We start from the raw sequence: 14,326 nt of genomic DNA on the forward strand, positions 1-14,326 counted from the left end.
TTGTTAATATTGTAACCATGCTTTTACATAATGCCAACATTCTAGTTATAGACGACGATGAGGATGTGCTCGTTGCACTTCGGCTTTTGCTTAAATCTAAAGTCAAGGAAGTTGTTGTCAATAAAAACCCAAATACCATCCAAAGTTTAATGCAGGAGCACAACTTTGATGTTGTTATCCTGGATATGAATTTTAACGGACTTGTTAATACGGGTAATGAAGGTATTTTCTGGCTCAATAAAATAAAGAAACAAAATCCAAATGTGGATGTAATACTCATAACTGCCTACGGCGATATAGACCTTGCAATACGATCCTTAAAGCAAGGCGCTTCCGACTTTATTGTAAAACCCTGGAAAAATGAAAAAATACTGGAAACAGTTAGGGAGTTGGTAGAGAAAAAGAAGCGTCCAAAAGGCCAAAAAACCAATCTAAATTCCGAAACCAAAATAATAGGGGAGAGTGAAGTCATGCAGGAGGTATTTGTAAAGCTTAAAAAAGTGGCTCCTACAGATGCCAACATACTTATTTTAGGTGAAAACGGCACGGGAAAAGATTTGATAGCCAAAGCCATTCACGAGAATTCCCTTCGTAAAAACATGCCCTTCGTAAAAGTAGATGTAGGGGCGCTCACCGAAAGCCTTTTCGAAAGCGAACTTTTCGGTTATAAAAAGGGGGCCTTTACCGATGCACGCGAAGATAGAAAAGGACGTTTTGAAGCCGCCAATGGAGGCACATTGTTTTTGGATGAAATAGGAAATATTTCGCTACGCCAGCAAGCACGACTGCTCACGGTCTTGCAAAATAGGCAGGTAACACCTATTGGGGCCAACCAGTCCATAGAGATTGATATCCGTTTAATTTGCGCCACCAACTTGTCCATAAACAATTTAGCCGATGAAGAAAAATTCCGAAAAGACCTTATCTATCGTATAAACACAGTTGATATAACCATACCTCCACTACGCGAGAGGGGAAAGGATATAACTTTGCTCGCCCATTATTTTATAGATTTTTATGCAGACAAGTACGGCAAAGGGAGTTTTAGTTTGGAGCTAGATTTTATCCAAAAACTAAAGAGCCATGGTTTTGCAGGGAATGTTCGGGAACTACAATACGCTTTGGAGCGAACGGTAATCATGGCAGAAGACCAAAGATTGAAGGCGGCAGATTTGATTTTTTCGGCTATTGAGAGCCCACAACCTACCGTTCTGCAAAAAGAAACAAATCTGGATGCCATTGAAAAAAGTGCCATTCTTAGAGTGATAGAAAAAAACAAGGGAAACATCTCAAAATCTGCAAAGGAGTTGGGTATTACGCGTGCCGCACTCTATCGCAGACTCAATAAATATGAATTATAAAAGTTACAGAATAGCGCTAGCACTTCGCGTTTTGGGCTTGCTCATTTCGCTGTTGGTTCTTGCTTTTGGAATTGTTTTGCCCAATACCTATGTCTTAATAGCTGGCATTTGTCTCTCGCTTTTTTCCATTTATCAGCTGTACCATTTTGTATTAAAACGATTTGTGGCGATGGACGATTTTTTTGAATCGATAAAATACCGAGATTTTTCCCGTTGGTTTTCCGAAACACATGGTGCCCAAGACATTCGTGAACTTCACAAGGGCTTTAACTTAGTAAACCACACCATCAAAAGTATCGATAGCGAACGAGAAGCTCAATTTCTATATCTTCAGAAAATTCTGGAAATGGTAGATATTGGCATCATTGCCTACAATGTGGAAAGTGGCGCAGTGCTTTGGGCGAATGATTCCATATTAAAAACCTTGGACCTACCCGCCTTTAAAAATATCAGTTTTATGGAAAAGAGACATCCACAGATTTTTGATGAACTCTTTGAAACCTATCATTCCACCACAGCATCGGTACTGCTGGAAATGAAACAGGAAAGCTTAAAAGTCCTTATTTCCGATACCGTTTTTGAAATGGAGGAAAATTCATTTAAGCTCATTGTATTGCAAAATATAGAGGAAACATTAAATCAAAACGAATCTGAGGCCTGGAAGAAACTGCTTAGCGTGATGACCCATGAGATTATGAACAGCATAGCGCCCATTTCTTCCCTGGCAGAGACCTTGGAGACTAATATCCAGAATAATTTGGACGATGCTAAAAGCAATCCATTAAATATTGAGGATCTGAATTCTGGAATTAAAACCATAAAAAAACGGAGCGATGGGCTTTTGAAGTTTGCTAAAACCTTTCGCAGTCTAAACAAAGTAACCGAATTAAATCTGGCAGAAGTAAAAATAGCAGAACTTTTCAAAAATATACAGACCCTAATGCAGCCTTCTATTGAAAGCAATGGGATAGCGATCGACTTTTTAATTGAGCCTCCTAATCTTCAAATAAATATAGATAGCTATCTAATAGAACAGGTTTTAATTAATTTAATCCTAAACGCCATAGATGCCTGCCAGCATATTGAAGATGCAAATATTCGATTGATAGCCCACAAGAACCTGAACGGGACTGGGATAATTAAAGTGTTAGATAATGGAAAAGGCATTCCCGAAGAAATCAGGGACAGTGTTTTTGTACCTTTTTTCAGTACTAAGAAAACAGGAAGCGGTGTGGGCTTGAGTTTAAGCAAACAGATTATGCTACTTCACAAAGGTCGTATCCAAATAAAGAGTAGCGAGGGTGAAGGCACTGTAATAAGCCTATTGTTTTAGAACTATTTATAATCATTTTGTGAAATGGTGTATATGTTGTTGGTTGTCCCTCGTCCCTCATCGCTCAAAAATCCTTTTAACGCGAAAAGTATTTTTTTAGGCAGGAGTATCTTAAAGATTTGATATATTTGAGTCTCTCCCCATTGGTCGCCGTAGCTTCAGCGAAGGCGATCCAGAAAAATTTACCCCAAATGCGGTTTCCCGTAATGGGATGCATTTGTATTGTTTTATATTTGAAGAAATAACTACTCAACCAATATTTGAATGGCCAAAAAGAACACCCCCAAAAAACAAAAATCAATAGAAGAAACCCTGTGGGAATCTGCAAATAAATTAAGAGGTTCGGTAGAGTCTGCTGAGTATAAGCATGTAGTGCTTGGACTTATTTTCCTAAAGTTTGCCAGTGATAAGTTTGAAGCCAGACGGGCGGAACTTATTGCCGATGGCAAGGAAAAATATGTAGAGATGAAAGAATTCTACAACCAAAGCAATGTGTTTTATCTTGCTGAGACTTCTCGTTGGAATTACATAATAAAAAACGCCAAACAGGATGACATTGCGCTCAAGATTGATACAGCGCTTCATCAAATAGAAAAAAACAACCCCAGTCTTAAAGGCGCTTTGCCTGATAACTATTTTAGCCGACTGCAATTGGACAAAAGCAAATTGGCCTCTTTGCTCGATACTATCAATAAAATAGATACTCAGAGTGATAAGGCACAGGATATTGTTGGTCGTGTTTATGAATACTTTCTCTCCAAGTTTGCCCTTGCCGAAGGTAAGGGAAAAGGAGAGTTCTACACTCCCAAAAGTATTGTAAACCTTATTGCAACAATGATAGAACCCTATAAAGGGATTATCTATGATCCCGCCTGTGGTTCTGGCGGTATGTTTGTGCAGTCTATTAAGTTTATTGAGAGTCATCACGGGAACAAGCAGGAGGTGAGTATTTATGGGCAAGAATATACCACCACTACCTATAAGTTGGCTAAGATGAACCTTGCCATTCGTGGGATAGCAGCAAATTTAGGCGAACGGGCAGCAGACACTTTTGCGCTAGACCAACACCCAGATTTAAAAGCCGATTACATTATGGCAAACCCACCTTTTAACCAAAAAGATTGGCGAGCCGAAAACGAATTAGTGGACGACCCACGCTGGATGGGCTATGAAGTGCCGCCAAAAAGCAACGCCAATTACGGTTGGATATTAAATATGGTAAGTAAGCTTTCTGACAATGGCGTAGCAGGCTTTATCTTGGCAAATGGTGCTTTGAGTGGAGGCGGAGATGAGTATAAAATACGCCGCAAGTTGATTGAAAACAATTTGGTGGAGGCGATTGTTATTTTGCCACAAAACATGTTTTACACCACCAATATCAGTGTTACACTTTGGATATTGAACAAGAATAAGAAGGCGCATACAAAAAGTATTGGTGATGAGCAGCGGAATTATAGAGACCGTGAGAATGAAGTCTTGTTTATGGATCTACGACAAATTGGAGAACCCTTCGAGAAAAAGTTTATCCAGTTTGGGGAGCAGCATATAAAGGATATTGCAGAAACCTACCACATTTGGCAGCAGAGTGAATCTGATTATAAAGATATGCCTGAATACTGTTATAGCGCAACAACGGAAGAAATTGCAAAGAAGGATTTTTCCCTAGTACCCAGCAAGTATATTGAGTTTATAAACCGGGACGAGAATATTGATTTTGATACCAAAATGCAAAGCTTGCAAAGTGAAATTACTGATTTGTTGAAACAGGAAGAAGAAAGCAAAGCAGAGTTATTAAAAGTGTTTAAGGAATTGGGGTATGAGATCGAGTTATAAACGGATTGGAGATTATATAGCACTTGTAGATGAACGGAACGTTGATTTGGAAGTTACAAACCTCTTGGGGTTGAGTATTTCAAAACAATTTATTCCCTCTGTTGCCAATATAATTGGTACAGATATGAAGAATTACAAAATCATTCGTAAAAACCAGTTTGCGTGTAGTGTAATGCAGGTGCGCCGTGATGGCAAAATGCCAGTAGCATTATTAAGAGATTTTGAAGAGGCGATTATCTCACAAGCCTACCCTGTGTTTGAAGTGGTCGATACTTCATTGCTTTTGCCTGAATATTTAATGATGTGGTTTACCCGTAGTGAATTTGACAGACAAGCAACTTTTCATGCGGTTGGTGGTGTAAGAGGTAGCTTAGAATGGGAAGATTTTATGGATTTTGAACTACCTGTTCCCTCCTTAGAAACCCAACAAGAAATAGTTAACGAATACCACACAATCACAAAACGTATTGATTTAAACGAACAGCTAAACCAAAAGCTGGAAGAAACGGCACAGGCTCTTTATAAACATTGGTTTGTGGATTTTGAGTTTCCCTTCGACTTCGCTCAGGGCAAGCCCGATTTGAAAGGAAAGCCTTATAAGTCTTCTGGTGGGGTGATGGTTTACAATGAGGAATTGGATGGGGAGATTCCAGACGGTTGGGAGGTTCTACCACTTAAAGAAATTTGTGAAAAGATTTCAAGTGGTTCAACGCCGACAGGAGGTAAACAAGCTTATCAAACTACTGGGATTTCTCTAATTAGAAGTATGAATGTATATGATTTTAAATTTCTGGAAAATGATTTAGCGTATATAAATGAAAAACAGGCCGCTAAATTAAATAATGTGAAAATTGAGGAGAATGATATTTTATTTAATATAACAGGAGCATCAGTTGCAAGATGTTGTATTGTCCCAAAAAATATTCTTCCAGCTAGAATTAATCAACACGTCATGCTCATTAGACCTAAAAGATCTTTTTCTTTAAATAATTATTTATTGTTCAACCTATGTTCGACCGATTCAAAAACGGAATTGGTAGGCGTTAGTGAATCTGGGTCAACAAGACAAGCAATAACTAAATCTGAAATTGAAAGCTTTAATGTTATTTTCCCAAACCAATATACATTGAATGATTTTGAAAAGACGATTACAGTAATTATGGATAAGAGAAGTAATTCAGAAGCTTTAAATCAAAAGTTAAATCAACTTCAGAAACTTCTTCTTTCCAAAAAGGCGACTGTTGGGAGTGAGGAAGAAATAGTAAAAATATTATAAAATGGAAAATATGGAGGAAAAGGCATGGCATGGAAATCATGTGATTAAGTTAAGGGAATATAAGGAGCCTACTATTATTGATGATCTTGATACAGAATATTTAAGAGATATCATTGAACCATGGTTAACCGCTTTATTTCAAAGTGAGCATTTGTCACTTCTTACTGGAGCAGGTGTTTCTTCGGCAGTACATTACTTAGCTACTGGGAATGCTGGTGCGGGAATGGGATCTATGGCGGTGACCGAATTTAAAGAGGAGATTAAAATTAGGGCTAAGGAATCAGCAGAAAGATCTGGGCGAGGTGAACCGAATATTGAAGATGAAATCCGAACAATTAATGAGCTAATTAAAGGACTTCAAATATTAAATACAGAAGAGTTAAATAATAAACTTAAAACTCTAGAAGAAGAACTAGAAAATGGCATAGAGAAATTCGCAAATAGTGTTTTAGAATCTGAAAAAAATATCGTTACTTCTAAAAAGAATGAGCCTGCAGAATACCTTATGAATTTTATGCTGAGTTTCGCTAGCAGAATAGCTACACGGGAAAGGCTTAATTTGTTTACCACAAACTATGATAGAGTATTAGAATTTGGAGCTGAACTTGCTGGACTTCATTTAATAGATAGGTTTGTTGGAAGCATTTCTCCCATATTTCGCTCTTCCCGTCTAAATATTGATCTTCATTACAATCCTCCTGGGATAAGGGGAGAGCCAAGGTACTTAGAAGGTGTGATAAATTTCACCAAACTTCATGGGTCATTGGATTGGGTGGCAAAAGATGATGTAGTTAAAAGATTTTCATTGCCTTATGGTGCTCCAAACATAAGCACGTTCAATCCAGAAGGCAGTTTAATGATTTATCCAAATGCATCAAAAGATCGTGAAACAGCAGAATATCCTTATGTTGAGCTGTTCAGGGATTTTGCAAGTTCAATAATTAGACCTAATTCCACAATTGTAACTTACGGTTATAGTTTCGGAGATGACCATATTAATAGGGTCTTAAGAGATATGTTAACTATACCTTCAACCCATATAGTAATAATTGCTTTTGATGATGTAGGCGATAGAATTAAAAGGTTTTATTTAAGTGCAAAACGTCCAGTACAGATTACCTTGTTATTAGGTAAACATTTTGGTGATTTGAAAATTTTAGTTGATAACTATTTACCGAAACCTGCTATTGATAAAACAACCTATAAAATGGCAGATTTACTCAAGGTAAGAGGAGTTACAGCTTCTAATTCACATAAAGAAGAACAAAATGAGTAGAACGCCCATAGAAAACCAAGCTTCTCTCAGAATTGGCGTAGTTGAATTCGTCTCACCCAGTGAGATAAGGGTACAACTAGACATAGATGCCCCTGATGGGATTGCTGCAAATGCAGGAGTGCCAAGAGAATTTCCAAGAATCAATAGTTATGTTTTAGTACCAAACGAAGGAGGACAAATCGTTTGTCAAGTGGAATGGATTGCAGTGGAACGATCTCCCTTTCCCAAAAGAAAGGGTTACCAAGATTATGGACTAATCGATTTGCCATTTCCTCTTAGGAAAATGAAATTAGCTCCTTTAGGGATATTAAAAAGAGGGAGAAAGGAGGACTTTATATTTCACAGAGGAGTGCATTCTTTTCCTAGTATCGGTTCTCCAGTTTTAGTTCCAACGGACTTGCAACTAAAATCCATAGTGGAATCGGGATTAAACAGAAGGGTTTTAATTGGCCATAGTCCTTTAGCTGCCAATGCAGAGGTTAAGATTGATCCGGATAGACTATTTGGAAGGCATCTGGCAGTATTAGGTAATACAGGAAGCGGAAAGTCTTGCACTGTTGCGGGACTTATTCAATGGTCACTTGAGGCAACTGAATTGGGAGATAACACAAATTCAAGATTTGTGATTCTCGATCCTAATGGTGAATATGGGAAAGTTTTTGGAGATAAGGCAAAGGTCTTAAAGGTAAATGGGGAGGATGAAAACAGTTTGGAGGTGCCCTTATGGATGTGGAATAGTGAAGAGTGGAGAGGTTTTACACAGGCTAAACCTGGAGCCCAGTTACCACTTTTAAAACGAGCTCTAAGAGCGATGAGAAATGAGGAGCTTGAATTTCAAAGTGACCCAAAGCTGAAAGCGAAGAAATTTGTTGGCATTATCCTTCAATCTACGATTTCAAGTGAAAACAAAGGCGAACCCTATAATGGTTTTCCCCATAATAAAAACTTTATTGAAAGATTGGTTGTTTGGGGTATTTCTTTAGAAGGTTTTGACACTTTGCAAGATGTACTTAAAGAACTTGTAGTATTGATTAACAAACTAATTACCGATCATAAAAAGGTTCAGGACAATGGTTGGGTTAACTATACTGAGTTTACAAATAAAGAAATTGAAAACCTCATAAATTTAATTAGATTAACTTTCAAAAATTTAGGTGGAGACGATATTGAACTTTATCCTAAGAATGAAGACATTCCGATTCCTTTTAAAGGGGATGTTTTCTTAAGTTATTTGGAAGCATTGGCACAAGAAACGAATAATGAACAATACTTAGAATTTCTTATTGCTAGAACACGAACTCTTCTCTCGGATTCGCGTATGGATGCCGTAATTGGTGATAAAATAAATATAGAGCTTGATAAATGGTTAGATAGGTATCTTGGAAATGGGCAAAGCGCCTCGATTACTATAATAGATCTTTCTTTGGTTCCTTCGGAAATCACCCATATTACTACTTCGGTGATTTCAAGAATTATTTTTGAGGCATTACAGCGTTATCGAAAACTAAATGCTAAAAGCTTACCGACCGTTATGGTTATGGAAGAAGCACATTCGTTTATAACCCGATACAATGATAATGGTGAAGGAAATCCTTCCGCAATTTGCACCAAAGTTTTTGAAAAAATAGCGAGAGAAGGACGGAAATTTGGTCTTGGATTAGTACTATCATCACAAAGACCATCAGAATTATCTCAAACAGTTCTTTCGCAGTGTAACAGTTTTATTTTACATCGAATCAGTAATGATCGTGATCAAGAGCTAGTTGGAAGACTTCTTCCTGATACTTTTAGAGGGTTGTTAAAAGAATTACCTTCATTACCTTCACAAAATGCAATATTGCTAGGATGGGCTTCAGAACTACCAATACTTGTTAAGATTCGTGATTTGCCTAGTCACCAAAGACCACAATCGGACGATCCTGATTTTTGGGATGTTTGGACTAGAAAGAATATTTTGGGAGAAGAGGTGTCAAGAAATGTGAATTGGAAAGAAATTGCAGATGATTGGCAAGAAAAGAAATGAATAAAATTATGGCGTTCCTTTTATCATAAACGTTCCATCAAATTTGATAAGGCAACTAAGTAAAGCTAAATTTCAAATATTATGACCCAACCACAACAAGACTTCTTAAAAAATGAAATATGGATGCTGACTTTTGGAGGCGCCTTTCAGCGCAATAAAGTTTATGCAGTAAAGGTAAGTGAAAAACAAAGAGAAGTATTCAGAAAAGAATTACGAAGTTATTTCGAGAAGGAGATCCTTCCTGCTTATGATAAAAGAGTGGAGCACGATGCGCATTGTGCGATGATAGAAAAAATTGTTACAGACTCATCAAAGTATGAATCTATATTGGAGGAAGGCAATTTGAGTGTGGGTACAGCACAGAAGTTATTAAATCTAGTATTAAAATATTATTGGTGTTTAGGCTTGTTGCCTGAACCGCCGCATTTTCCAATAGATAGCCGCATTCAGTCTTGTCTTCCTGTAAAGAACAGAATGAGCTGGACGAAGATTACAAGTTTAGATGAATATCAAACTATTATTGATTGCGCAAAAGAGCAATTAAAGGAAGGAGAAACATTAGCGCGTTGGGAGTTGGCTAATTTTAAAAGAATCTGATTGGGCAGGCCAAGTGGAGTGATAGAAGAATAATTTTATAAATAAAGTAGATAATATTTTTACAAATGCTGCAAGAGGAGTTAGAAAATATAGATAAACTAAACGACTTTCAACTTGTTGAATATTTTCAGGATGGTGTAGTGGCTCATGCTACTGGTAATCGTTTTGACAATCAATTTTATACGATAGTAAGAATTAAGTTGCTTAGTATTAACCCAATTGAAAACTTATTACCAGATTGGGTTAAAACTAAAAGGACTATTGACCAGTTTTGGACTTTCATTAAAGGTAGATTTAGCACTTATCAAGAGCGTAGAGAGTTTTTGTGGAATGAATTTGCCCCTTCTTTAAATTATTTAGAAAATAAATTTACTTCTCCCTTAGAAGAAAGTATCGTTTTTGATGAATCACATATTCATTCCCAATGGAAAAAAGCTATTGAGCGACAGCAATCTGAGCCAGAAGGTGCTATTACAGCAGCACGAACCTTAATAGAAAGTGTGTTAAAACACATTTTGGACGAACAAAAAATACCATATAATGATGGTGCTGAGTTACCTGACCTATATAAGGAAGTTGCAAAGTCTTTGAATATGGCGCCAGAACAACACCAGGAACAAATATTCAAACAGATACTTGGGGGAGCGAGCGGCATTGTAAGTGGACTCGGTGCATTGAGAAATAAACTTGGCGACGCGCATGGGAAAAGTAAAAATAGTGTGAAGCCATTAGAAAGGCATAGTGAGTTAGCCGTAAATCTTGCTGGTGCAATGACAATTTTTTTATTCAAAACATTTAAAGAAACCAAGGGTTAAAACAATGAAATTCACCGAAGCCAAATTAGAGAAAACGTTTATTGAACTCTTAGAGATAGAGGGCTATCCTCATGCCTTTGGCAATACCATTCAAAGAACGGTGGATGAGGTACTCATTGAAGCAGACTTTTATACTTATTTAAAGGAGCGTTACAGCAAGGAAGGTATTACAGATGCTGAAATTAAAACAATACTATTACAATTAAAAACACTGCCTGCTTCTGATCTATACGAAACCAATAAAACCATTATGCGGTGGCTGGCAGATGGGTTTATTTTAAAACGTGAGGATAGAAGTCAAAAGGATATCCATATCGAGCTTATTGATTATAGTGGTCTTTCAGCTCATAAAATTGCAGACAACTTAGATGTAATTGCTGCCGAACCAGAAGATGAGGTTTATACAGAAACCCATAACATATATCGCTTTGTAAATCAACTTGAAATTACAGGCACAGAAAAGCGAATACCAGATGGCATATTTTATATAAACGGTTTGCCTGTTGTTGTTTTCGAGTTTAAAACGGCTATTAAAGAAAACTGCACTGTTCACGATGCGTATAAGCAACTTACTACGCGCTATAAACGAGATATTCCAGAATTGTTTAAGTACAATGCATTCTGCGTTCTCAGCGATGGGGTAAACACCAAAGCGGGTTCATTCTTTGCACCTTATGAATTTTACTATGCTTGGCGTAGAATTGCAGGTCTTGCAAAGGAGGTAGATGGCATAGACAGTATGTTTACAATGATACAGGGAATGCTTCACCCAACTCGATTACGTGATATTATTCGGAATTTTATTTTCATTCCAGATAGCTCTAAAAAAGATGAAAAAATAGTGTGTCGCTATCCCCAATACTATGCGGCGCGCGCATTATTTGACAATATAAAACTAGCACAAAAACCTGAGGGAGATGGCAAGGGTGGCACGTATTTCGGCGCTACAGGGTCTGGAAAAAGCTATACCATGCTTTATTTAACGCGCTTGTTAATGAAGAGCCTTTATTTTGAAAGTCCAACCATAGTATTGATAACAGATAGAACCGATTTAGACGATCAATTGTCAGGGCAGTTTACCAATGCCAAAACCTTTATAGGTGATAATACCGTAATGAGCGTGGAAAGTCGTGCAGAACTACGAGAATTACTCCAGGGTAGGCAAAGTGGAGGTGTTTTCTTGACAACGATACATAAATTTACCGAAGACACCGAGCTGCTAACGAAACGAAATAATGTAGTTTGTATATCCGATGAGGCTCATAGAAGTCAAACCAATTTGGATCAAAAAATAAAGGTTACAGAAAAAGGAGTGCAAAAAACTTTTGGCTTTGCAAAATATCTACACGACTCCTTGCCCAATGCCACTTACGTTGGCTTTACTGGAACACCAATTGATGCTACTTTAGATGTATTTGGAAAGGTGGTAGATGCCTATACTATGACCGAATCTGTAAGAGATGAAATTACAGTGAGAATAGTCTATGAAGGAAGGGCTGCAAAAGTAGCCTTGCATAATAAAGAGCTTGAGAAAATAGAACAATATTACGAAGAAGCGGCAGAGGCTGGCACTAACGAATACCAAATAGAAGAAAGCAAGAAACAATCTGCCAGTATGAATGCCATTTTAGGCGACCCTGACCGCCTTGAGGCTATAGCCAAGGATTTTGTAATCCATTATGAAAAAAGGGTAGAAGAAGGGGCTACGGTTAAGGGTAAGGCAATGTTTGTAAGTAGCAGTAGAGAAATAGCTTATGAGTTTTATAAAAATGTAATTGCGTTACGCCCCGAATGGGCTGAAGTAAAGGTTGCGGCAGAAGGGGAAGAGCTCAGCGATAAAGACCGGAAGGAGATTATGCCGATGGAGCGCATAAAAATGATAATGACCCGCGGGAAAGATGATCCAAAGGAAATGTATGACCTATTGGGCACAAAAGATTACCGAAAAGAATTGGACAGGCAGTTTAAAAACGAAAAATCCAACTTTAAGATTGCCATAGTAGTAGATATGTGGCTTACAGGTTTTGATGTTCCCTTTTTAGATTCTATTTACATTGATAAACCTATCAGGCAGCATAATTTAATTCAAACTATATCTAGAGTAAACCGAAGGTTTGCAGGAAAGAACAAAGGACTTGTCGTAGATTATATCGGTATAAAAAAACAAATGAACCTCGCCTTGGCGCATTATAATGACGGCGAACGGGAGAATTTTGAAGATATAGCTGAATCACTTATCGTAGTTAAAAATCACTTGGATTTGTTGGCGCGAATGTTCCACAAGTTCGACAGTTCGAGATATTTTGGTGGGACAGCTTTGCAACAACTTAATACCCTAAACACTGGGGCTGAATTTGTACAAACTACAAAGGAGCAGGAAACCCGGTTTATGGATATCGTAAAACGTTTAAAAGCCGCTTATGATATTTGTGTGGGTAGTGAAGAACTCACACAAAAAGAAAGAGACTATACACATTTCTACCTCGCAATACGGTCCATTGTGTTTAAGCTAACGCGAGGAAACGCACCCGACACAGCCCAAATGAATGCGAAGGTTCGGGAGATGATAAAAGATGCGCTAGAAAGCGATGGAGTTGAAGAAATCTTTAAAATGGGAGATGAGAACCAAAAAGAGCAGGATATTTTTGATGAGGACTATTTGGCTAAGATAGATAAGATAAAACTCCCCAATACAAAGATCAAATTATTGCAACAGCTACTCGCCAAGGTTATTGGCGAAATGAGAAAGGTCAATAAAACAAAAGGTATAGATTTCACAAAGAAAATGGAATCTTTGGTTCATAAATACAATGAGAGGAAAGAAGATGATGTGTTGCGCAGCGAAGTTTATGAAGAAATGGCGAATCAGCTTACCAATATGATATGGGAAGTACACAAAGAATTTTCATCCGGAGATGAATTGGGAATTGATTTTGAAGAAAAAGCCTTTTATGACATTTTGAAAGAGCTTTGTGTAAAGTATGATTTTAATTATCCTGAAGAGAAATTAATTGATTTAGCAAAGGCAGTTAAGGATTTAGTTGATGAAAAAGCCCGATATCCAGATTGGAACAAACGTGATGATATTAAGGCCGCACTAAAAGTGGGCTTAATCTTATTGCTCGATGAACACGGCTACCCACCTGTGGAGCGTGATGAGGTTTATGAAGATATATTTGAGCAGGCGGAAAATTATAAGAAGAATAGAATGATATAATTATATTTTTATGATAGAAATTACAGTTAAACTCAACAAATCTCTCAATCATTTTAATAATGAAAATTGGAGCACCGCACCTGGCTGTTATATTTTGTATCGAGAAAACGGACCAGTTCCCAGAATTGGAGGTTTAGACCCGAAGGGAATATTATACATTGGTAAAGGTGACAGTATTTTACGACGAGTGAAATCTTTACGCGATTCGGTAATTTGTAATGCATCACACGATCAAACAGAATGTGTTATCAAAGGTCATAATGCTTTGAGTCAGAAATTCTATCGAATGCGTAAACATATTACTGTAGAAAATCTTTCTATACGCATATTTCAATTACCTAAAAATATTCAATCTAGTTATTTAGAGAGCTATTTACTAGAAGAGTATGCTTCTCAATTTGGTGAATTACCACCGCTAAATGGATCCTACGGCAGTCATTATTTTGAAGATGCCGTTAATAATTTGAACGAAAACAACATTGATTTACCAAGTTTGTAATAACAGTAATAAAAATGGATAACGTTAAGGTGAGCCCTTTGTCTGCGCTAATTACAAATGATCTATTTTGTAATTTAGAAGGGCAGTACTGATTAA

The 14,326-nt window shown here is 37.4% G+C and carries 10 protein-coding genes; all 10 read left to right on the forward strand.

The genetic code is table 11. From position 1 onward, the window contains the following. Positions 1-17: 17 nt before the first annotated feature. A complete protein-coding gene (locus K8089_RS09990) occupies positions 18-1,361 on the forward strand; it encodes a sigma-54-dependent transcriptional regulator (RefSeq protein WP_237603143.1) in 1,344 nt (447 codons plus the stop codon). Then, complete coding sequence (locus tag K8089_RS09995) at positions 1,351-2,694, forward strand: sensor histidine kinase (protein WP_237603144.1); 1,344 nt, start codon at positions 1,351-1,353, stop codon at positions 2,692-2,694. The genes K8089_RS09990 and K8089_RS09995 overlap by 11 nt, the downstream gene beginning before the upstream one ends. A gap of 264 nt (positions 2,695-2,958) precedes the next feature. Further along, positions 2,959-4,527 (forward strand): type I restriction-modification system subunit M, encoded by a 1,569-nt coding sequence (locus K8089_RS10000; RefSeq protein ID WP_237603145.1) that lies wholly within the window; start codon positions 2,959-2,961, stop codon positions 4,525-4,527. Beyond that, entirely contained in the window at positions 4,511-5,803 is a 1,293-nt protein-coding gene (locus K8089_RS10005; RefSeq protein ID WP_237603146.1) for a restriction endonuclease subunit S, read from the forward strand. The genes K8089_RS10000 and K8089_RS10005 overlap by 17 nt, the downstream gene beginning before the upstream one ends. A gap of 1 nt (position 5,804) precedes the next feature. Then, positions 5,805-7,079: an SIR2 family protein gene (locus K8089_RS10010; protein ID WP_237603147.1), complete on the forward strand. Its 1,275-nt coding sequence runs from the start codon at positions 5,805-5,807 to the stop codon at positions 7,077-7,079. Continuing rightward, positions 7,072-9,102, forward strand: a complete 2,031-nt coding sequence (locus K8089_RS10015; RefSeq protein ID WP_237603148.1) for an ATP-binding protein — start codon at positions 7,072-7,074, stop codon at positions 9,100-9,102. Before K8089_RS10010 ends, K8089_RS10015 begins: the two co-directional genes overlap by 8 nt. Before the next feature lie 81 nt (positions 9,103-9,183). Further along, positions 9,184-9,699: a hypothetical protein gene (locus K8089_RS10020; RefSeq protein ID WP_237603149.1), complete on the forward strand. Its 516-nt coding sequence runs from the start codon at positions 9,184-9,186 to the stop codon at positions 9,697-9,699. Positions 9,700-9,764: 65 nt separating this feature from the next. Next, positions 9,765-10,514, forward strand: a complete 750-nt coding sequence (locus K8089_RS10025) for an abortive infection family protein (RefSeq protein WP_237603150.1) — start codon at positions 9,765-9,767, stop codon at positions 10,512-10,514. 4 nt (positions 10,515-10,518) lie between these two features. Continuing rightward, positions 10,519-13,731: a type I restriction endonuclease subunit R gene (locus K8089_RS10030; protein WP_237603151.1), complete on the forward strand. Its 3,213-nt coding sequence runs from the start codon at positions 10,519-10,521 to the stop codon at positions 13,729-13,731. A gap of 10 nt (positions 13,732-13,741) precedes the next feature. Beyond that, positions 13,742-14,230: a hypothetical protein gene (locus K8089_RS10035; protein ID WP_237603152.1), complete on the forward strand. Its 489-nt coding sequence runs from the start codon at positions 13,742-13,744 to the stop codon at positions 14,228-14,230. The last annotated feature ends 96 nt before the right edge of the window (positions 14,231-14,326 follow it).

Origin of the sequence: Aequorivita vitellina, assembly GCF_022008365.1 — a bacterium.
Classification (GTDB): Bacteria; Bacteroidota; Bacteroidia; order Flavobacteriales; family Flavobacteriaceae; genus Aequorivita; species Aequorivita vitellina.